Source organism: Streptomyces luteogriseus, assembly GCF_014205055.1.
GTDB lineage: Bacteria > Actinomycetota > Actinomycetes > Streptomycetales > Streptomycetaceae > Streptomyces > Streptomyces luteogriseus.
Genome location: NZ_JACHMS010000001.1, coordinates 4,012,615 through 4,033,937, shown reverse-complemented (window position 1 = coordinate 4,033,937; position 21,323 = coordinate 4,012,615). Strand labels below are relative to the sequence as shown.

At 70.1% G+C, this 21,323-nt stretch carries 16 protein-coding genes and 3 pseudogenes; 14 read left to right on the top strand and 5 right to left on the bottom strand.

What is annotated here, in order from left to right; translation table 11 throughout:
- Positions 1 to 16 precede the first annotated feature (16 nt).
- The 5 genes and pseudogenes from BJ965_RS17560 (at position 17) to BJ965_RS17540 (ending at position 5,358) form a co-directional block, all read left to right on the top strand.
- Positions 17 to 520, top strand: a complete 504-nt coding sequence (locus tag BJ965_RS17560) for a GbsR/MarR family transcriptional regulator (protein ID WP_184909535.1) — start codon at positions 17 to 19, stop codon at positions 518 to 520.
- Positions 521 to 697: 177 nt separating this feature from the next.
- Positions 698 to 971: pseudogene (locus BJ965_RS17555) on the top strand (IS5/IS1182 family transposase); the annotation flags it as partial.
- Positions 972 to 1,102: 131 nt separating this feature from the next.
- Positions 1,103 to 2,380, top strand: a complete 1,278-nt coding sequence (locus tag BJ965_RS17550) for a hypothetical protein (RefSeq protein WP_221514604.1) — start codon at positions 1,103 to 1,105, stop codon at positions 2,378 to 2,380.
- A gap of 17 nt (positions 2,381 to 2,397) precedes the next feature.
- A complete protein-coding gene (locus tag BJ965_RS17545; RefSeq protein ID WP_184909534.1) occupies positions 2,398 to 3,864 on the top strand; it encodes a GMC oxidoreductase in 1,467 nt (488 codons plus the stop codon).
- Positions 3,865 to 3,906: 42 nt separating this feature from the next.
- The gene (locus BJ965_RS17540; protein WP_184909533.1) at positions 3,907 to 5,358 is read left to right on the top strand and encodes an SIR2 family protein; all 1,452 of its coding nucleotides are present in this window, start codon (positions 3,907 to 3,909) and stop codon (positions 5,356 to 5,358) included.
- A gap of 6 nt (positions 5,359 to 5,364) precedes the next feature.
- Here the strand turns inward: BJ965_RS17540 and BJ965_RS17535 are convergent, their stop codons facing one another.
- Together BJ965_RS17535 and BJ965_RS17530 are read right to left on the bottom strand one after the other, a co-directional pair.
- Positions 5,365 to 6,351, bottom strand: a complete 987-nt coding sequence (locus BJ965_RS17535) for a Gfo/Idh/MocA family protein (RefSeq protein WP_184909532.1) — start codon at positions 6,349 to 6,351, stop codon at positions 5,365 to 5,367.
- Between the two features lie 449 nt (positions 6,352 to 6,800).
- Positions 6,801 to 7,682, bottom strand: a complete 882-nt coding sequence (locus BJ965_RS17530) for a diacylglycerol kinase family protein (RefSeq protein WP_184909531.1) — start codon at positions 7,680 to 7,682, stop codon at positions 6,801 to 6,803.
- A 185-nt stretch (positions 7,683 to 7,867) separates the two neighbouring features.
- On the opposite strand from BJ965_RS17530, the gene BJ965_RS17525 reads away from it, so the two are divergent.
- Positions 7,868 to 9,151, top strand: coding sequence for an adenylosuccinate synthase (locus BJ965_RS17525; RefSeq protein ID WP_031109635.1), 1,284 nt, complete (start codon positions 7,868 to 7,870; stop codon positions 9,149 to 9,151).
- Positions 9,152 to 9,286: 135 nt separating this feature from the next.
- A complete protein-coding gene (locus BJ965_RS17520) occupies positions 9,287 to 9,580 on the top strand; it encodes a hypothetical protein (RefSeq protein ID WP_184909530.1) in 294 nt (97 codons plus the stop codon).
- 26 nt (positions 9,581 to 9,606) lie between these two features.
- Here BJ965_RS17520 and BJ965_RS17515 read toward each other — a convergent pair whose 3' ends face one another.
- From BJ965_RS17515 to BJ965_RS17505, 3 genes are all read right to left on the bottom strand, one after another.
- Positions 9,607 to 10,257 carry a hypothetical protein gene (locus BJ965_RS17515; protein ID WP_184909529.1) on the bottom strand — a complete coding sequence of 217 codons (651 nt, stop codon included), beginning with the start codon at positions 10,255 to 10,257 and terminating at the stop codon, positions 9,607 to 9,609.
- A 121-nt stretch (positions 10,258 to 10,378) separates the two neighbouring features.
- Positions 10,379 to 11,080, bottom strand: a complete 702-nt coding sequence (locus BJ965_RS17510) for a GntR family transcriptional regulator (protein ID WP_184909528.1) — start codon at positions 11,078 to 11,080, stop codon at positions 10,379 to 10,381.
- Positions 11,081 to 11,202: 122 nt separating this feature from the next.
- Positions 11,203 to 12,558 (bottom strand): aspartate aminotransferase family protein, encoded by a 1,356-nt coding sequence (locus BJ965_RS17505; protein ID WP_184909527.1) that lies wholly within the window; start codon positions 12,556 to 12,558, stop codon positions 11,203 to 11,205.
- Positions 12,559 to 12,720: 162 nt separating this feature from the next.
- Between BJ965_RS17505 and BJ965_RS17500 the strand changes: the two genes are divergently transcribed.
- The 7 genes and pseudogenes from BJ965_RS17500 to BJ965_RS39370 form a co-directional block, all read left to right on the top strand.
- Complete coding sequence (locus BJ965_RS17500; protein WP_184909526.1) at positions 12,721 to 13,335, top strand: DJ-1/PfpI family protein; 615 nt, start codon at positions 12,721 to 12,723, stop codon at positions 13,333 to 13,335.
- Positions 13,332 to 13,790, top strand: a complete 459-nt coding sequence (locus BJ965_RS17495) for a MarR family winged helix-turn-helix transcriptional regulator (protein ID WP_184909525.1) — start codon at positions 13,332 to 13,334, stop codon at positions 13,788 to 13,790. The genes BJ965_RS17500 and BJ965_RS17495 overlap by 4 nt, the downstream gene beginning before the upstream one ends.
- 78 nt (positions 13,791 to 13,868) lie before the next feature.
- Entirely contained in the window at positions 13,869 to 15,818 is a 1,950-nt protein-coding gene (locus BJ965_RS17490) for a serine/threonine-protein kinase (RefSeq protein ID WP_184909524.1), read from the top strand.
- 131 nt (positions 15,819 to 15,949) lie between these two features.
- Positions 15,950 to 17,512, top strand: coding sequence for a substrate-binding domain-containing protein (locus tag BJ965_RS17485; RefSeq protein ID WP_184909523.1), 1,563 nt, complete (start codon positions 15,950 to 15,952; stop codon positions 17,510 to 17,512).
- 121 nt (positions 17,513 to 17,633) lie between these two features.
- The gene (locus tag BJ965_RS17480) at positions 17,634 to 17,933 is read left to right on the top strand and encodes a CU044_2847 family protein (protein WP_246545922.1); all 300 of its coding nucleotides are present in this window, start codon (positions 17,634 to 17,636) and stop codon (positions 17,931 to 17,933) included.
- Between the two features lie 5 nt (positions 17,934 to 17,938).
- Positions 17,939 to 19,720 (top strand): annotated as a pseudogene (locus BJ965_RS40445) (nSTAND1 domain-containing NTPase); the annotation flags it as partial.
- A 63-nt stretch (positions 19,721 to 19,783) separates the two neighbouring features.
- Positions 19,784 to 21,319: pseudogene (locus BJ965_RS39370) on the top strand (ATP-binding protein); the annotation flags it as partial.
- Positions 21,320 to 21,323: the final 4 nt, after the last annotated feature.

The window sequence follows — 21,323 nt, the reverse complement described above, 5'->3', positions numbered from 1 at the left end:
GGATAGGATGAGGTGCATGACGGAATCAACCGGTACCGGCCGGGACGCGGAGGTCGTGTCGAGGTTCGTGGAGTCCTTCGCGGCGCAGCTCGTCGAGGCGGGGATGACGCGCATGCCCGCCCGGGTCTTCGCCGCGCTCCTGTCCTCCGACACGGGCTCGATGACCTCCGCCGAGCTGGGGGAACAGCTGCGGATCAGCCCCGCGGCGGTGTCCGGTGCGGTGCGCTACCTGGCCCAGACGCACATGGTCTCCCGCGAACGGGAGCCGGGCTCGCGCCGGGAGCGCTACCGGGTGCACGGCGACCAGTGGTACGAGGCCCTGACCAACCGCGACGCCGTCCTCAAGCGCTGGGAGGGCGCCCTGCGCGAGGGCGTCACCAGCCTCGGCGCCGACACCCCGGCCGGCCGCCGCCTGTCCGAGACGCTGGCGTTCTTCGAGTTCTTCGACGGTGAACTCGCCGCGCTGATGGAGCGCTGGCGGGTGCACCGCGACGAGATGTTCGGGCCGGAGGGCCCCTAGGTTCTGTCGCCGGATGTCACGCCCACGCTCGGGGGTGGTGTGGCTTGATCGCGCCGACTCGGCCAGGTGTGGATTTGCTCTGGAGCTGCAACCCTTGGCGCCCAGGACGTGCGAGGCCGTGCCGGCACCGTCGCGGGCCAGGAGAATCTTGCTGGTCAGGCCGCCTCGGGGGCGTCCGACCACAGCATCGCCGAGCGGTCGAAGAACTACCGATGCCCGGCCGACCACCAAGGTGTCATCGTTGCTGACACCCGCCTGGTCCTCGTGGTCGGCCGGCCGCTCGCCGGGAACCGCAACGACCGCAAGGCATGGCAGGAGTCCGGCGCCGAATACGCCGCCTGACCGAGCTTCCGGACTGGAGGAACACAACAAGTCCCACAAGCAGGTCCGTGCCCGGGTCGAGTACGTCTTCGCCCGCATGAAGACCCGCCAACCGCAGGGGGGTTGTAAAGGAGGTCCGAACAGGAGCATATTCTTTTGGCGCCCTCTCGGGCTGCGTGATTTATCGCGGGGGAGGGTATGGGGCGCAACTTTCTCACCACAAGAACCGAACGTGTCCGCAGGCATGTTCGAACTCACCTTTTGCGTGCCCTGGTCAGTTCGGTCAGTTCCGTCGCGGTACTGGCGGGATTCCTGTCCGCAGCCGGGGTGGTGTGGCCCCTGTGGTCCTATGTGGCCCTGTGTATCGTCGGCGCACTCGTCTTCCTCGGCGCCTTCGCCGTGCCATCCGCGCGGTTGCGGTACGTGGTGCTCGCCGCCAGTTACACCGATTCCCAATTGGCTCCGCGGCGATCGTCGATGCGGCAAGTCACGCCGGGAGCACCAGTACGCCGTGTGGCGTCGGCCGCGGTGGACGATCCGGTGTATCTCGGGGGCCTGCGCTCCCTGATTCCCTCCGATGCGCCGTTGATCGTCGTTCCGAGCGGATCCCGGGACCTGCCCGACCCGGGTGAATTACCGGTTCCGATTCGTGCCAACCGCAAGGGCTACTCCTTCGTGCAACTGGACCGGTACGCACTCGGTGTTCCCGTCCCCGACATCACCTTCAGCAGGGAACTGCCGGCCGGCGCCCCGGACGGGGACCATTCGGGTGCCGTAGGCGATCTCACCTTCGCCGCGCGGCTGGCCGCCGCCCTGGCGGAACCCGGGCACGAGGTTCCGCTGCTCATGCCGGAACACTGCGTGGACGCCCGTCGGCTCGCGGAGCACGATGTCGTCGTGGTCGGCGGGCCCGACGTCAATTTCTGGCATGCCGCCCTGTACGAGACGGTGTTCGCTTCTTTCGCCACACCCACCAGCAGCGTCCCGCTGGCGATGGGCATGCGAAGCGAACGGAAAGGGGTGGCGAACTATGGATCGACCTACGTGCATGTGAATCTCGACGGGCTTGCGGGCGTTTTCCCCTTGGCTGAATCCGACGCATACGACATCGACGACCGCATGTACCCTGCGTATGGAATGATTCTTGCCTGCCGGAATCCGTTCGCCGCCGCGATGGGAAAGTCCCACTGGTGCACGTTCGTTGCAGGACTCACTTCGGTCGCCACAGCAGGATGCGTCAGCGCTCTCGCTGAAATTCTGCACATCATGCGCGCCGACCCGGAGCGCAACTTCCACAGCCCCGTCCCCACGGCGGGCCGGAACGTCCAGGCGAACGTGTCGGCATTGCTCTGCCGCGTGCTGGAGGTCGAATATCCGATCATGCGCCGGGACGGCGCACTGGTGCCGAGACAGCGACACACCCTGCCGGCAGAGGGCCGCGATCCGCACCACGGTTCTTCCGGAACACCCACGAAGGTCCAATACCTCGATTTCCGGGGTGCTCAGCCACTCTGGCGCGATGTGACAGCCGATCAGTGAAACCCGGGGGCGATGCGATGATGCACTTACCGGAGAGCTGCCAGGTGGCCGTCGTCGGATCCGGCATCGCCGGGCTGACCATGGCGCGGGAACTGGCTTTGTCAGGCGTGCGGTCCTGTGTGGTTCTCGAAGCGGGACCGGTCGGCGATCTCCGGCACAAGAACAGCCTCCCCGGGGACATCGGGCTGCGCCTGTGGCACACGGCCGCAGCCGATCCGTACTTCGCCCGGTCCTGGTCCAGCAACCGTCCGCCCCACTTCCACCGTTCCTCCGGTATCCGGCGCCGGGTCGGCGGCCGCTCGCTCTACTGGCACGGTGTGTGCCTCCCGATCGAGAACGACGTACTGCGCGCCGGGGCATGGCCCCCTTCGGTCGTCGACGCCCTGGGCTCCGTGAGCGGCAGCGGGTGGTACGCCGACACTGCACGGCGGTTGGAGGACTGGCTCGGCGAGCCGCTGGACGCCTCCCGGGGGCCCCTGGAGGCCGCTGTGCTGAAGTGGCTCCTCGCCCAGGGCTACTTCGCCCGGACGGTGCCGCAGGCGGCTCGATTCGACCGCGCCACCGGCATCCGCGTTCCGTACTCCCCGGTAGAGCATTGGCTCAGGGAGGAGCCGGGGGGCCTGCCTCCGGTGCACGCGCGGTGCGAGGTGCTGGAGATGACCCCGACGGCCTCCGGCCGGGTGGCCCTGACACTGGACTCCGGCGGGAGCCACCGGGTCCTGGTCGCGGAACGCGTGTGCCTCGCGGCGGGCACGCTGCCGACCACCGTACTGGCGGGACGCTTGATGATGCGGGTGGCAGGGACGGACGAGTGCCGGCTGGAAGGCCTGAACGACCACATCGTGCAGGGGTTCACCGCCTCCGTGCCACGCCGCGTGCTGGCTCTGCCGCGCCTGCCCGGCGATGCGCTCTGCTACGTCCCCAGGACCGACCCCACGGAATCCAACCTCTTCGTGGACGTCACGGAGACCTCCGATCCCGATCGGGTGCTGCTCACCGCGTGGACCATGGGTGAGCAGGTCGGTGGCGACTCGGCGGTACGCGTCCCCAGGGCCCCCGGTGCCCCCGCCGTCGTGGACGTCCGGTTCAGCGCGCGGGACCACTGCGTGATCGGGCACCAGACGCGGCAGTTGGGGGAACTGGCGGAACGGTTGGCGGGGAAACCGTTGCCCACCGGCGAGTGGCACTTCGCAGCGGGCTCACCTGAGTACCTCCCGGCCCGCACGCGGGCCCGTGCGCATCGTGGCGACGGCGACGGCATCGCCTTCTTCCCCTACGTCTACCCCCTCGGCAGCGTGGACCACGAGTCCGGCACGCTGCCGCTCGGGTCCTCGGTCGCCGACGACTACGGAGCCCTGCGGTGCCTGCCGGCCGTCCGCGTCGCGGGGCCGGCCGCCTTTCCCCGATCCGGTGCGGCGAATCCCTCGCTGACCACCATGGCCCTGGCCACCGGACAGGCCAGGGCCACATCTTCGACCCTGTGACCACCCGCGACGCGAGCGCGTGACACCCCTTCGGAGGCACCCGTGCACCTTCCCAGCGACCTGGTATCGGCCTTCCGCGGCGGACGCGGCGCAGTCTTCGTGGGTGCCGGCGCCTCGGTCGACGCGGGCCTGCCGACCTGGCAGCAGTTCGTCACCCGGCTCGCCCTGGAACTGGACATCGAACCAGGCCCCGACGGGGGCTTCCCCACGACCGAGCTGAACAAGATCCCGCAGTACTACGAGAACCGGTTCAACCGCCGGCTGCTGCTCTCCACGGTGCGGGAACTGCTGGGCGACCGGCGGAACGTGCGGTCGGAGGTGCACCGCCTCCTGGCCCGGCTGCCCTGCACCACCTTCTACACCACCAACTACGACGAACTGCTGGAGGACGCCCTCCGGGACCAGGGGCAGCGGTTCAGCGTCGTCGCGAGCGAGGAGGCGGCACGGGCCTCCTCCGACATCCACGGGCACGTGGTCAGGAAGATCCACGGAACGCTCTCCCAGCCGCAGACACTGATCATCACGAGGGACGACTACGCGCGGTTCGTCAACGCGAACAGCGTCACGATCAACACGCTCCAGAGCGACCTCATCCACCACATGTTCCTGTTCGTGGGGTACAGCCTGAGCGACCCCGACTTCAACAACATCTACGACAACGTCCTGTACAACATGGGGAACATGGCGCAGACGCACTACCTGTGCGTGCCGCACGCCTCGGCGATGGAGATCGACGACCTCGCGCGCCGGGGCATCAAGACGATCGACCTCTCGGGATGGCCCGGGGCGAACCCCAGCGAGCAGCTCAAGTCGTTCCTGTCGGACCTCGCCAACGCCACGAGTGATCTCGTGCACATCGAGAGGTTCTTCAAAGGACTGCGGAACGGTGACAGGGTGCCGCTGGTCATCAGCTCGACCCTGAACGACGGTGAGCAGTTCGTCTTCTACCCGGACTGTGACGTCCGCGTCGCCCAGCAAGTGGAACGTGCGCTGGAACGCATGGGGGTGTCCACCCGCTGGGTGGCCGATCAGGTGGCCCTGGAGGAGGCGGACACGTACATGGGAGACAACGTCGTCCTGATCTGCTCACCGTTCGGCAACAAATTCACACGCCGGGTCTTCGAGGAGCTGGGTCCCGGAAACATCTGCGTGCGCTTCTGTCATACGGACGGAAAGCGCTACATCCAGGACCTGAAAACGGCCAGGGAATACATCGCCGATGATCCCTCGAAGTCGCCCGGGAACGCCGAGATGTCGGACTACTGCGTCGTCGCCCGGTACCGAAATCCGTGGAATCCGAGCAAGCACATCTACTTGTTCGCCGGAATCTACGCCATCGGGACGCATGCCATATCGCAGTACCTCTCGAACCTCATGAACTACCGGCACCTGCCCGACGATCCCGAAGACTCGGTCGCCTTGCTGCGGGTGTCCTTCGTCGATCACGATCCGTACAACTACGACTATGAGGTGGCATTGCACGAGGTCCTGTGAGGTGCCTCAGCCGGCGAAAATAGCGTCCGCCGGAAAACGCAGGTCGATCTTGGATCGGATCGCATCCATCGTTTCCATGATGGACAGGGTCTCGTCCAGCGGCATGAGCGGACTCTCCAGCCGGCCGGCCGCAAGGCACCGGCTGACCTCCTCCGCCTCGTGCTCCATCCCGTTTCCGCGGTGCGGGAACCGGTGGGGGATCCTGCTCCCGTCGCTCAGCAGCAGGTCGAAGGCCGTGGGGTTGTACCAGCGGTCCATCTCGATGCGTCCGCCGGTGCCCAGGATCACGGCGTGCGCGGGGGAGTCGACCTGGATGCTGCACATCAGGCTGGTCAGCTGACCGCCTTCGTGCGTGAGGACGGCCCCGGTCTGTTCGTCCGCGCCGGTAGTCGCACGGGTACTGGTCGCCGCGATGCCGACGGGACGCCCGAACAGGTGGTGGGCCAGTGACACCGGGTAGATGCCGATGTCCATCAGGGCGCCGCCGCCGAGCTCCAGGTTCCGCAGCCGGTGTGTCGGATCCGGATCGCTGTACCAGCCGAGTTCGGCCACGAGGGCGCGCGGCTGGCCGATCGTGCCGTCCGCGACCATGCGCACAACTTCCCGCATCGCAGGAGTGAACCTCGTCCACATTGCTTCCATCAGGAAGACGCCGCGCTCGCGTGCCGCCCTCACCATGTCCGCTGCCTCGGAATGATTGATCGCGAACGGCTTTTCGCAGAGTACGGGCTTTCCGTGCTCAAGCGCGAGGAGAGACGCTGATCGGTGTTCCGTGTGAGGGGTGGCGACATACACGGCATCGACCTCGGGATCCCGCATCAGTGCCTGGTAACCGCAGTGCACCCGGACCTCGGGTGCCAAACGCGTGAGGCGCGCCGCGTTCCTGATGTCGCGCGTGCCCACGGCCACCAATCGCGAACCTTCGGTCACCCGCAGCGCTTCGGTGAACGCGACTGCGATTTTTCCCGTACCGACGATGCCCCAGCGCGTCATTCTGGCTCCTAGAGACGGTGATCGTGTCCTTCAGGGCGTTGCGGGACACGGATATGGTCGCTCACCCATGCGGGAAACGTCTCGATCTGGGCATCGGTTACTGGTCGCGGCGACATCATCCCCTGGCGGCCCTGTGCTAAACGTCCGATCAGGGGTTCTCGGTGGTGAAACGGTCGAGTCTCAGCACGCTTACAACATCGGTGCATAAGCCTTGTGACTTTTTGCGCCATCCCGTGAAAGAACCTGATGGGGCCGCACCCGGCGCGAAGGTGCCGTCCTCGGCCCGCCGGCGTTGAGTACCGTCCGGGCGTCCAGTCGCCTGCGCCTCCGCTCGGCCGGGGCAGCAGCGGCTGCGCGAAGACCCGATCGGCTTCGGACAGTTCATGGCGACGTATCGCCCGACCATGATTCCCGATCGGAGATCATTCGACGACAGACCCCGGGCCCGCTCACCGCCCCGACGGCACCGTCAGCCCCCAGGCGTCCTCCCGCACCACCCACGTCCGGGTCCGTACCGGCCCCGAGACCACCGTGTCCGCGCGGTAGCGGAAGTGCGCCCCGGACACCGTCACCGTCCGGCCCTCGGCCAGCAGCGGCGAGGCCTCCGCGCCCACCGACAGCGGCCTGACCTCCACCGACGCGATCCCCGCGGCGCCCGGCGCCACGGACACCGCCTCCACCGGCTGGTCCAGGTCGACGAGCGTCTCCCCGTCCACCTCGACCCGCAGCCGGGACGGCCCCGGCTCGGGCGCGGCGGCGACCCGGGACGGGCGGCCCGCCGGTACCAGCGTCCGGACCAGGGACTGGCAGGTGCGCAGCCACGGGTGGCCCGGCACGGTGTCCCCGTCCGGCGGGTCCTCCAGGAGCGTCCCGGCCGGAGCGGGCCGCAACGGCGGTATCCGCAGCGCGCCGAGCACCACCCCGTCGCTGTCGTCGACCATCAGATCCATGCGCCGCACGACCCCGTCGAGCACCGCCCGCGCCGCCGCCACCGTCCCCGACGGCACCCCCAGCGACCGGGCCAGCGACTGCGCGCCCCCGACCGGCACCACCGACAGCGCGCATCCGGCCAGCTCCCGGTGCCGGTGCAGCAGCGCCACCGCGCGGATCAGGGCCCGGTCGTCGCCCACCACGACCGGTCGCCGCGAGCCCCGCCGGGCCAGCGCCCGGGCGAACTCCTCCGGCCCGTCCGGCAGGCACAGCTTCATGCCGGCACCCGCTCCGAGCACGTCTTTCGCGATCCGGACGGACTCGCCGTCGGACCTACGGGCGACCGGATCGACCACCACCAGCAGCTGCTCGGACGTCGCGGAAGTCGCCACCTCGGCCATGCCTCGCTTCCTCGGGTAGCATCTTTGTGCAAGAGCCCCTTGCGCTATTGCGCCAGGGGCTTCGTCTATTCCGGGGCATCCGGTCCGACGGTTGGCGGCCAACGACGGTCGCGGTGCACGCGGCTGCGATCCTGCGCGTTCGCCCTCGACCATGGACATGCCCCGCCCGGAAGGGGTGTACGCGCGTGCCCGCACTTGTGCTGCTCGGTGCTCAGTGGGGTGACGAAGGCAAGGGAAAGGCCACCGACCTTCTCGGTGGCTCCGTGGATTATGTAGTGCGCTACCAGGGCGGCAACAACGCCGGCCACACGGTGGTCGTGGGTGACCAGAAGTATGCACTGCACCTCCTCCCTTCCGGAATCCTGTCTCCCGGCTGTACGCCGGTCATCGGAAACGGCGTCGTCGTCGACCCGTCGGTCCTGCTCTCCGAGCTGAGCGGTCTGAACGAGCGTGGCGTCGACACGTCCAAGCTCCTCCTCAGCGGAAACGCGCACATCATCACCCCGTACAACGTGACGGTGGACAAGGTGACCGAGCGCTTCCTCGGCAAGCGGAAGATCGGCACGACCGGGCGCGGCATCGGCCCGACCTACGCCGACAAGATCAACCGCGTCGGCATCCGCGTGCAGGACCTGTACGACGAGTCGATCCTCACGCAGAAGGTCGAGGCTGCCCTCGACGTCAAGAACCAGGTCCTCACCAAGCTGTACAACCGGCGCGCCATCGCCGTGGAGCAGGTGGTCGAGGAGCTGCTGGGCTACGCCGACAAGCTCGCGCCGTACGTCTCCGACACCGTCCTGGTCCTCAACCAGGCGCTGGAGGAGGACAAGGTCGTCCTGTTCGAGGGCGGCCAGGGCACGCTCCTCGACATCGACCACGGCACGTACCCCTTCGTCACCTCGTCGAACCCGACCGCGGGCGGTGCCTGCACCGGCGCCGGTGTCGGCCCGACGAAGATCAGCCGGGTCATCGGCATCCTCAAGGCGTACACCACCCGCGTCGGCGCCGGTCCGTTCCCGACCGAGCTGTTCGACGAGGACGGCGAGGCGCTGCGCCGCATCGGCGGGGAGCGCGGTGTCACCACCGGCCGTGACCGCCGCTGCGGCTGGTTCGACGCGGTCATCGCCCGCTACGCGACCCGCGTGAACGGCCTGACCGACTTCTTCCTCACCAAGCTCGACGTCCTCACCGGCTGGGAGCAGATCCCGGTCTGCGTGGCGTACGAGATCGACGGCAAGCGCGTCGAGGAGCTCCCGTACTCCCAGACCGACTTCCACCACGCCAAGCCGGTCTACGAGATGCTCCCGGGCTGGAACGAGGACATCTCCAAGGCCAAGACCTTCGGTGACCTGCCGAAGAACGCCCAGGCGTATGTGAAGGCGCTGGAGGAGATGTCCGGCGCCCCGATCTCCGCGATCGGCGTCGGTCCGGGCCGGGACGAGACGATCGAGATCAACTCGTTCATCTGACCCGCCCCCGCGTCCGCAGGCCGGCCCCCGTGTGAACGGGGGCCGGCCTGCGTTCCGTCGCAGGGAGAGTTGCCGGGAACCGGCATACGCTGAATTCGTACCCCCGCGTGCGTCGACCAGAAGAAGGTGACCACGATGCGCGTACTGCTCAAGGCATCCATGGACACGGAGAAGGCCAACGAGGCCATCCGGAACGGCACCCTGGGCAAGCTGATCCAGGAGTCGATGGAACAGATCAAGCCCGAAGCGGCCTACTTCACCACCGACCACGGCAAGCGCACCGCCTACGTGTTCTTCGACATGCAGGACAGCTGGCAGATGCCGGTTCTCAGCGAGCCCTTCTTCCTCCAGCTGGGCGCGGAGATCTCCTACACGCCCGTGATGAACATGGAGGACGTGCAGAAGGGCCTCTCCCAGCTGGGACGCTGAGCCGCCGGTCCGGCCGACGACGGGGCTCAGCTGAAGACGATCATCGACCCCTGGGCGAGACTGCGGGTCACGGCCGCGTGCAGCCCGAGCCAGACGTGCCGTTCGCGGGCGAACGGGCTCGGGTCGTACGGGGCGGGCACGGCGGGTTCCTCCAGCTCCGTCGGGGCGAGCGGCGGCTGCGGGGCCGCCGGCGGGTTGGCCGGGTCGATGCCGAGGGCCGGGGCGACCACCTCCAGCTCCCGCAGCAGCGCGTGCGAGGAGCCCAGCGGGCCGCCGCCGGCGAGGAGGGCGTCGTCGGCCAGCGGGCCGGGGAAGTCGACGGGGACGTAGGCGCCCGCGTGGTCGTAGTGCCAGACCAGGTGCGACTGCTGGGCCGTCGACTCGAACATCTCCAGCAACTGCTCGTAGTCGCCGCCGAGTTCGTCCACGGGCGTGACCGGCAGGCCGCACACCTGGAGCAGATAGGCCCGGCGCAGGAAGTGCAGCGCGTCGTAGTCGAAGCCCGCGATCGGGGCGACCTCGCCGGACAGGCCCGGCATGTACTGGTACACCGGCACCGGCGGCAGGCCGGCCTCGGCGAGCACCTTGTTGTATTGCGCGAGTTCCTCGGCGAAGGGGTTGTCCGGCGTGTGGCACAACACGTCCACGAGCGGTACCAGCCACAGGTCACAGGCCAAAGAAGGCTCCTCGCTCAGAGCGGTGGTCGGGTAGCACGGTGGTCAAGAAGGGTAGCGGTGCGCCGCGGTCACGGCTCCCGCCGTGCATGTCCCATACCCATGTCGGCAGCGGCGACTCGGGTCATCGGGAGGCGAGCCGCTCGATCAGGCTGAGCGAGTGCGTGTTGTACGCGGCGATGATCGCCCGGGCGGCGTCGTTGTCGCGGGCGATGAGGGCGTCGACCAGCAGGGTGTGGCCGGCCCACAGCTCGCCGCGCAGATCGGTGAGCCGCCGCAGGTGCTGCACCGCGCACACCCAGGTCTGGACGCGCAGCCGGTGCAGGAAGTCGGCGAGGTAGGGGTTGCCGAAGCAGGCGCCGAGCTCGCGCCAGAAGCGCAGGTCGTAGCCGATGAGGACGATGAGGTCACCGGCGGCGGCGGCCCGCTGCGCCTCCTCGCCGCGCCTGCGGACCCCGGCGACCACGGCGGCGGACCGGGGATCGTCCGGGCGTACCGCATTGGGGCGCCCCTCGGTCAGCGCGAGGAACATGCCCTCGATGACCAGCCCGCGGGCCTCGATCATGCCGCGGAAGTCGTCGACCGAGTACTCGTGGACCCGGAAGCCGCGGTGCTGGTCGGCCTCCAGGAGCCCCTGCGCCGAGAGGTCGACGAGCGCCTCGCGCACCGGTGTCGCGGACACCCCGTACTGCTCGGCGATCTCCTTGACCGTGAACGCCTGGCCCGGCTGGAGCCGCCCCGCCAGCACCTCGTCACGGAGCGCGTCGGCGATCTGCTGCCGCAGGGTGCTGCGTGTCACGGCGCCGTTGCCGGAGCTGGCGGGCATGGTCAGGGCGTCTCCCTCGTCGCGTTCGGGTGGCGTGCGCGTATATGTATGTCTACGAGCACGCCACCTTACGCGTTCGAACGGGACGCGAGGATGTCGGTTACTGACGGGTTTACAGGTGTTTACCCGGTGTACTCGTCCGCCACCGACAGCGCCGAGTCCAGCACGGCGAGGCCTTCCTTGAACTCTGCCTCGCTGATGTTGCAGGGCGGCACGACATGAGTCCGGTTCATGTTCACGAAGGGCCACAGGCCGCCCTTCTTCGCGGCGGCGGCGAAGGCGGCCATCGGGGCGTTCGCCTCACCGGCCGCGTTGTACGGCACCAGCGGCTCCCGCGTCTCGCGGTCGCGCACCAGCTCCAGCGCCCAGAACATGCCGACGCCGCGCACCTCGCCGACGCTCGGGTGCCGCTCGGCGAGCGCCCGCAGCTCCGGCCCGACGACGGACTCGCCGAGACGCGCGGCGTTCTCCACGACGCCCTCCTCCGCCATGACGCCGATCGTCGCGACGGCGGCGGCGCACGCCAGCGGGTGCCCGGAGTACGTCAGACCGCCGGGGTACGGGCGCTTCCCGAACGTCTCCGCGATCGCGCCGGAGATCGCGACCCCGCCCAGCGGCACGTATCCGCTGTTCACGCCCTTGGCGAAGGTCAGCAGGTCGGGCGTGACGTCGAACAGGTCCGCCGCGAACCACTCACCGGTCCGCCCGAACCCGGCCATGACCTCGTCCAGGACGAAGACGATCCCGTGCTTGTCGCAGATCTCCCGCACCCCGGCGAGGTAGCCGGGCGGCGGGACCATGATCCCGGCCGTGCCCGGGATGGTCTCCAGGATGATCGCCGCGATGGTCGAGGGCCCCTCGAAGGCGATCGTCGTCTCCAGGTGCTCCAGCGCCCGGGCGCACTCCTGCTCCGCGGTCTCGGCGTAGAAGCGGGAGCGGTAGAGGTAGGGCGCCCAGAAGTGCACGACGCCGGCGGTGCCGCTGTCGGAGGCCCAGCGGCGCGGGTCGCCGGTGATGTTCACGGCCTGCTGCGTACCGCCGTGGTACGAGCGGTACGCCGAGAGCACCTTCGGGCGGCCCGTGTGCAGACGGGCCATCCGGATCGCGTGCTCGACGGCGTCGGCGCCGCCGTTGGTGAAGAAGATCTTGTCCAGGTCGCCCGGGGTCCGCTCGGCGATCAGCCGGGCCGCCTCCGACCGCGCCTCGATCGCGAAGGCGGGCGCGAAGGTCGTCATCCTCGCGGCCTGCTCCTGGATCGCGGCGACGATCTTCGGGTGCTGGTAGCCGACGTTGGTGTAGACGAGCCCACTGGAGAAGTCGAGGTAGCGCCGGCCGTCGTAGTCCCAGAAGTACGACCCCTCGGCACCGGCGACGGCGAGCGGGTCGATGAGCTCCTGAGCGGACCAGGAGTGGAACACATGGTCGCGGTCGGCGGCCTTGACGGCGGCACCGGCTTCGGGGTTCGGCTGAGGGGTCATGCGGGCGAGCGTAGGTGCGGGAGGGAGGCGGGTGAAATCGGCGGCCTGTCTGGAGTCGGCGGCGGCCCCCCGACAGGTTGTCCAGACGGAACGGCCAGTATTGACAGCGTGCTGTCTTCTAGACAGAATGCTGTCATCAGTGCACGGGATTCAGGAGGAGTCATGAACACCACCGCCGGCAAGCCCGTCCATCTCGCCGTCTACGACACTCTCGCCGACTGGGAGACCGGCCACGCCACGGTCCAGCTCGCCCGCACCGGCCACGAGATCCGGACCGTCGGCCCCTCCACCGCCCCTGTGCGGAGCGCCGGGGGCCTGCGCATCCAGCCCGACCTGGCGCTTGACGGACTGCGACCCGAGGACAGCGCGCTGCTGATCCTCCCGGGCGCCGACCTCTGGGACACCTCGGACGACCTCGCCCCGTTCGCCCGCACCGCCCGGGCGTTCCTGGACGCGGGCGTCCCGGTCGCCGCGATCTGCGGCGCCACCGCCGGACTCGCCCGCGAAGGCCTGCTCGACGACCGCGACCACACCAGCGCGGTCTCCTTCTACCTGGCCGCGACCGGCTACGCGGGCGGCGGACGCTACGTCGAGGCCGACGCCGTCACCGACGGCCCCCTGATCACCGCGGGCCCCACCGAGCCCGTCGCCTTCGCCCGGGAGATCCTCCGGCTGCTCGGGGTCTACGAGGGGGAGGTGCTGGACGCCTGGTACCGGCTGTTCCACGACTCCGACCCGGCGGCCTACGGGGTGCTGGAGAAGGCCGGCGCGCTGTGAGCCGCGAGCGCCAGGACCTGCTCAGCGGCAGCGCCCTCGGGGTGTTCAGGCTCAACGGCCAGTTCCTCGCGGTCGCGGAGGAACTGGCACGGCCCGCCGGGCTCACCGCCGCTTGGTGGCAGGTGCTCGGCGCGGTCCTCCGGGAGCCGCTGCCGGTCTCCGGTATCGCCCGCGCCATGGGCATCACCCGGCAGAGCGTCCAGCGCATCGCCGACCTGCTGGTGGAGCGGGGGCTCGCGGAGTACCGGCCGAACCCCGCGCACCGCAGGGCCAAGCTCCTCGCGCCGACCGACGAGGGACGTGCGGCGATCACCCGGATCGACCCCGGCCACGCGGCGTTCGCCGACCGGCTGGCCGAGGCGTTCGGCGAGGCGGAGCTGGCGGAGGCGGTGCGGATGCTGGAACGCCTGTCCAAGGCGCTCGACCAGGTGGGTCCGCCTGTTACGGAAACGTAGACATCACCCAGGTCACCCCGCCCCGGCCCGCCACTATTCTCGGTCTGTTGCTCACGTACGGGGGAAGGCGGCTGAGCGATGGAGAAGTTGGGGCCCGGGGATCCGCAGCGTATCGGTGCCTACCGATTGCTGGCGCGGCTCGGCGCGGGGGGCATGGGGCACGTCTATCTGGCCCGCTCGGAGCGGGGCCGTACGGTCGCCGTGAAACTCGTGCGCGAGGAATTGGCCGCGCAGGAGGAGTTCCGGGAGCGGTTCCGTCAGGAGGTGCAGGCCGCGCGGCGGGTCGGCGGGTACTGGACGGCGCCCGTGCTGGACGCGGACACCGAGGCGGCGGTGCCGTGGGTCGCCACGGGCTATGTCGCCGGGCCGAGCCTCCAGCAGGTCGTCGGGCACGACCACGGTGCCCTGCCGGAGCGGACGGTCCGCATCCTCGCGGCCGGGCTCGCGCACGCCCTCAAGGACATCCACGCCACCGGCATCGTCCACCGCGACCTCAAGCCGTCCAACGTGCTGGTCACCATCGACGGCCCGCGCGTCATCGACTTCGGCATCGCCCGCGCCCTGGAGACCGTGACGGACGGCGGGCTCACTCGCACCGGCGCGCTCGTCGGATCGCCTGGCTTCATGGCGCCCGAGCAGGTGCGGGGCGACCGCATCACCCCGGCGTGCGATGTCTTCTGCCTCGGCTCGGTCCTCGCCTACGCGGCGACCGGCGCCCTGCCCTTCGGCACCGCCAACAGCGGCGTGCACGCCCTGATGTTCCGCATCGCCCAGGAGGAACCGGACCTGGACGGCGTCCCCGAGGGCATCGCCGACCTCGTGCGGGACTGCCTGCGCAAGGATCCCGCCGCCCGGCCCTCCCTCGACCGCGTACTGGAGCGTACGGGCGCGGACGACACCGTCTCCGACGGCCGCGCCCTCGACCCGTGGCTGCCGAGCGCACTCGTGGCCCAACTGGGGCGGCACGCCGTGCGGTTGCTGGACGCGGAGGATCCGGAGGGGGCCGGCTCGGCGGACGAGGCCGGTGCTCCCGGGCCGCCCGCGGGCCGGCAGGGCTCCGGCCCCCACGAGAACCCCGGCCCCGGTCCCACCCCTGAACACGCCCCCGCCGCCGACGAGTCGGCGCAGCGCCCGGCGCTGCCCCCGGCCCCCGCGACGGCGCCGGCCGCGGCCCCCGCCCCGCCCCCGCCGGGCCGGCCGGGCGAGGGCCCGCCGGTCAACCATCTGCCCACCATGGTCGCGGGGCAGGGCGCGCCCCCGGCGCCCCGGCAACTCCCGGCCGCTGGAGCCGTGCCCCACCCGCAGGCGCAGACGCCCCCGCCCCCGTACCCGGCGTACGGCTACCCCCAGCAACACCCCCAGCCCCACCCCGCCTACGGCGGCCTCGGCTCCACCCCGCCCTACGGCCCACCGCCCTACGGAACGACGCCGCCGTACGGCCCCCAGCAGCCGCAGCAGCCGCGGGGGAACGGCCGTTCCACCGCGCTGCTCGTCGTGATCGCCCTGGTCGTCGCGCTCGCCGCGGGCGGGTCGGTGTACGCGCTGATGCAGGACGGCGGCGACGACCGGGCCGACGACGGCGCCGGCCCGACGCAGGGCACCAGCGCCCCGCCGACCACCCCGGGCCCGTCCCCGACGACCTCGCAGCCGGACACCTCCTCCCCGGCGGACGGCACGATCCCGACCGGATACCTCGGCACCTGGACCACGACCATCGACAACGCCGACGGCGAGCACAGCCGCTCGCTCACCATCCAGCAGGGCGAACCGGGCGACACGATCCTGTCCCTCGTGGCCGACGGCCCGACCAAGGGCGGCGGCGACTACCACTGCGTGTTCGAGGGGCGGTTGACGGCATCACCCGGTGCCGACGGCGCGCTGGAGATCGGCCCCTCCTCCGTGAAGGTCGGGCAGCCGAGCACCGCCTGCACTCCGGGCGCGGCCACCGAGGTCACCCTCCTGCCGGACGGCACGCTCGAGCGCGTGAACACCAGCAGCGGGGAACGGCTGACGTACACGAAGCAGTGACCGACTCACCTCGTGCTCCCGGTCGTTGAACGTCCGGCGAACTCCGGCCGACGAAATGCGGTGGGGCGCTCGTACGGCCGTACGGTGACCGGACGATCGAATCGTCCGGGACGCGGCGGGGGGCACCCACGATGGAGTGGTTGAGCGCGGAGAACCTCGTGGCCGTGGGCACGGCCCTCCTCGGGATCGTCGCCTCGGGCGTGATGGTCTGGTACGAACGCCGGGTACCGCGCCGCAAGCGCGTCGGCTACCGCGTGCAGATGGACAACCCCATCGGCGACGACGTGCGCTCGGGCCGCGCCAACCGCCGTCTCGGCCTGTTCGACGAGGCTCCCGACATGTCCGACGCGACGCTGGTCCTGCTGCGCATCGAGAACGACGGCTCGCAGGGCATCGACCGCGACGACTACACCGGTCCCGAGCTGCATGGACTGACCGCGGTGTTCACCGGCCGCACCGTCCGCGGTGTCTCGGTCACCCAGCCGTCCGACGCCGACCACCTCATGGACCACTTCACCGTCGGCCGCGGCTTCGCCTACGACGGGAACACCCTGCGCATCCCGCGCGTCCCGCTCAACCGCGGCGACCACTTCAAGCTGCTCGTCCTCCTCTCCGGCGGTGATGTGGGCGACGAGATCCGGCTGGTGGGCGGCCTGCGCGACGGCGAGGTGCATCCCAACCGCAGTGCCACGCCGGACGAGAAGCCGCCGCTGTTCAGCCGGGCCGCGCGGCTGATCACCATCGCGCTCACGGCGAGCGTGGTCACCCTGGCGGCGATCGTCGTCGCCCAGGACGACACCCCGCCCCCGATCGGCTGCGCGAGCGGCACCCTCACCCTCACCGGCTCGACCGCGTTCGCGCCCGTCCTGCGCGAGGTGGCCGAGAAGTACGAGCGGGACTGCGGCGGCGACCCCGTCATCGACGTGGACGCGCACGGCTCGACGGCCGGGATCCGCGAGCTCACGGCCGCCGGTGCCCAGGCCGGACGGGACTCCGGGGGCGCCCCGCCGGTGGTGGCCCTGTCGGACGGCCCCAAGCCCGCCGGCCTGCCCGGCCTGCGGGAGAACCGGGTGGCGGTGTCCGTCTTCGCGCTCGTGGTCAACGACGACGTACGGCTGACGAACCTGTCCACCGGTGACGTCTGGCGCCTGTACCGGGGCGAGATCCGCAACTGGCGGCAGCTCGGCGGCCCCGACCTGCCCGTGCACCTGGTCAGCCGGGACGCCAACTCCGGGACGCGGCAGGTCTTCCAGCGCCGGGTGCTGGGCCGGGGCGAGATCGCCAACTCCTCCGTCGACTGCGTCCACAAGGACGACCCCACGGCAGCCGTCATCCGCTGCGAACTCGACTCGACCGAACAGGTCCTGGCGACGGTCGCCGGCCTCCCCGGCGCCATCGGCTACAGCGAACTCAACCTCGCCGGCCGCGCGAAGGGCCTGCACGCGCTCCGCCTGGACGGCGATCCCGCCTCGGTCGACGCCATCGAACACGGCACGAGCGACTACCCGTACAGGGAGATCGAGTACGCCTACACCTACGGCCGGCCCCCCGCCGACTCGCTGGCGTCCAGCTTCCTGACGTACCTGGCCCGCGGCAACGGCCAGGACGTCATCCGCACCCACGGCCACGTCCCGTGCTGGACCCCGGAGGGACTCACTCTGTGCGCGCAGGACGACGGGGGACCGCCTGACTAGGTGCGCTCAGCCGTAGGGAAGTCGACGAACTTCCAGGCGTGGCCCTCCCTCATGCCCGAAGATGGGTAGCGCTCTGCCAGAGCTGGGCGTATTTGGGGGTGTTGTGGCAGATCTTATTGCAATGACCGTTGCCGACGGCGAGGGTAACGCCGTCTTCGAGGTCCAGTCCGACCTGGCGGGGTCGGACCTCGATCTGGCGGCCGACGGCGGTGTGGTGGGCCGAGCGGAGACGACACTGCGGGAAGCTCTGGCACGGGTCCAGCCCGCGCTGGCGCAGGTGTCGCAGACCGTCCGGACGCTGCAACCGGACGAGACGGAGATCCAGTTCGGTCTCAAGATCGGTGGCGAGGGCGGCGTGATCATCGCCAAGGGGACGACCGAGGTGAACTTCGCCGTGCGGGTGGTGTGGAAGCGGAGTTGACGGTCATGCGGGCTCAGCGCGAGGGGTTCATCGTCAAGATCCGTTCGCGAACGCTGGAGGCTCCCGTCGGTGTCGGTTTCGTCGTCGGCAGCCGGCACATCGTCACCTGCGCACATGTCGTCAACGCGGCGCTCGGCGTGGACAAACGCCGTCAGGAGCGGCCGTCCTCCGATGCCCGCATCCAGGTCGAGTTCGCCCTGCTGGGCGATGGTGAGGGTGCCCCGCTGCGGGAGTGCCGGGTGGTGGCCTGGGACCCTCCGCCGGGTCCTCACGGCTCCGGACGGGACGTCGCGGGGCTCGTCCTGGCGGGGGACACCCTTCCGGCGGAAGCGGGGTCCGCGCGCCTGGTGGATGCGGGCGGGGGCCCGGTCAGCGGGACGTCGGTCTCGGTGTTCGGGTTCGCCGGCACCCCACCGCGCAAGTCCAACGGGGCCTGGAGCACCTGCGTGCTGCGGGGTGCCGTGGGCGCGGGGCTCCTTCAGCTGGACGCGCGGACCGAGTCCGCCCTGCGTGCCCAGCCCGGTTACAGCGGGGCCCCGGTCGTCGCCACGGACCGCTGGGGTGACACCGTCCTGGGGATGCTGGCGATCGCCGGCAAGGACGGTGCCGCCCAGGACGCCTACGCCATTCCGCTGGCGGAGGTGGCAGCCGCCTGGCCCGACGTGCTCGGCCGCACTCTGCTGCCCAGCTGCCCCTACCGGGGGCTGGAGACCTTCACGGCCGAGGACGGCAGAAGCGGTGTGTTCGTGGGCCGCGAGGCGGAGATCGCGCGGCTGAAGAACATGGTGAAGGCGCAGCCCCTCGTCCTGGTCACAGGCCCCTCGGGGGTGGGCAAGTCCTCCCTCGTGGCGGCCGGACTGCGGCCCGTGCTGGAGAGCGACGGGTGGCGGGTGGTCTCCTTCCGCCCGGGGACCTCGCCCTTCGAGGCGGTGGCCCGGGCCCTGCTGGAAGCCGAGCAGCCAGGGGCCCGGCACTCCTTGGAGGAGCTGGAACGCCGGGCCCAGTCACTGCGGCAGGAGGGCCTGTGGCCCGTGGCATCCAGGATTGCGGTGCTGACCGGGCAGCGACTCCTTCTCGTGGGTGACCAGTTCGAGGAGGTCTTCGGCGACCGGACCGGGTTCGACCTGCTCCACTTCCTGCACCGCGTCCTCCCGCCCGCGGAGTCCACCCCCGACACGAACGTGCGCGTCGTATGCACGCTGCGCGCGGACTTCCTGCCCGACATGCTGGAACTGCCCGATGTCGGAGGCCGCATCCAGGACCGGCAACTGAACATCTCGCCCCTGGACGAGTCGGCGCTGACCAGGGTCATCGTCGAGCCCGCGCAGCTGTCCGGCGTCACCTTCAGCCCGGGGCTGCCGGAGCTGATCGCGGCCGAGGCGAGCAGGGCCGCGGGGAGTCTGCCGCTGCTGGAGTTCACGCTGACCGAACTGTGGCCGCTCCAGCACGAGCGGCAGATCACCTTCGACGGCTATCACGGCCTCGGAGGGGTGGCCGGAGCGTTGAACCAGCACGCGGAGCACGTGTACCACTGGCTGCGCGAGCAGACACGCCTGGAGGGTCACCGGATCCGCCGTGTTCTGCTGGCCATGGTCCGTTCGCGCGGCGGCAGCGCGAACGCCGTACGGGTCACCGCCCATCGCTCCCATCTCGGTGACGACTGGCGTGTGGCCCAGCTCCTCGCCGGACCCGAGCACCGCATCGTCGTCCTGGGATCCAACGGCCCCGACACAGCCGAGATCGCCCACGAGGCCCTGATCCGGGAGTGGGGCAGGCTGTCCGGCTGGGTGCAGGAGGACGCGGCCTTCCAGCAGTGGCTGAGCCTTGTGGAGGAGCGGGCACGCGAGGGCGACCTGCTGTCCGCCACCCGCGTCGCGGAGGCCCAGCGGTGGCTGGATGAGCGCGCTGACGACATCCCGCCGGAGGTCGCCGCCTTCGTCGAGCACAGCGGTGAGGTGGTGCTGGAGCAGCAGCAGCGAACCGAGGAGCTGCTCCTGCGCTCTCAGCGGCTGGCGGAGCAACTGCGCCTGCGGACGGAGGAACTGGAGGCGCAGGCCGAGGTGATGGTCCGGCAGAACCGGGACCTGGAACTCAGGAACGACGAGATCGAACAGGTCCGGATCGCTCTCGAAGAGCGTGCGGAGCAACTTGCTGTCAGCATGCGCTACAAGAACGAGTTCATGGCCAACATGTCGCACGAGCTGCGTACGCCACTGCACTCCTTGCTCATTCTGGCCCGGATACTGGCCGACAACCGCGACAGCAGTCTGTCGCCCAAACAGGTCGAGTTCGCCGAGACCATCCACGGGGCGGGCAGCGACCTGCTGCAACTGATCAACGACATTCTCGAAATGTCGAGGGTCGAATCGGGCCGGATGGAGGTCTCCCCATCGCTCATCTCCCTGGTCAAGACCGTCGACTACGCGGAGGCCACCTTCCGGCCGCTGACGGCGGAGAAGGACCTCGACTTCTCCGTGACCTGCTCACCCTCGCTGCCCGCGACGCTCGTCACCGATGAGCAGCGGCTCCTGCAGATCCTGCGCAATCTCCTCTCCAACGCCGTCAAGTTCACCGACACCGGGTCCGTCCGCCTGGTCATCCGCCCCGCGCAGAACGTGCCGACGGCGGTACTCGAACGCCTCCTGGACGCCGGTTCCCTGCGCGCCGTGGACGCGCCTGTCATCGAGTTCCGCGTCATCGACACGGGGGTCGGGATCCCGGCGAGCAAACTGGATGTGATCTTCGAGCCGTTCAGACAGGTCGACGGCACCCCCAGCCGCAAGTACGGCGGTACGGGTCTCGGCCTGGCCATCTCGCGGGAGATCGCGCAGTTGCTCGGCGGCGAGATCGTCGTGGAGAGCGAGCCGGGACTGGGCTCGGCGTTCACCCTGTACCTGCCCCTGGAGACCGCGGAACCCGCTCCTCAGAGCCCGCCCCCGCCGGAGCCCGAGACACCTCAGCCACCGGCCGAGGTCCGGTTCCACGGCGAGAAACTGCTCATCGTGGACGACGACGAGCGCAACGCGTTCGCGCTCACCGAGATCCTGGGGCGGCACGGCCTGTCCGTCCTCCACGCGGAGAACGGCCGCGCGGGCATCGAGGTCCTGAGGGATCACCGCGATGTCAGGGTGGTGCTGATGGACATCATGATGCCGGGGATGGACGGCTATCAGGCGACCGCCGCCATACGTGCCATGCCGGAACGGTCGGACCTGCCCATCATCATGCTCTCGGCCCGTGCGAAGGTGGAGGACCGGGGCAGATCCCAGGCGGCAGGCGCCTCCGCCTACCTGACCAAGCCGGTCGAGCTGACATCCTTGCTCGCCACCGTGAAGGACTGGCTTTCAACGGCCGAGTCGGCGGGACGTGCGCCCGGGCAGCTCTGACGCC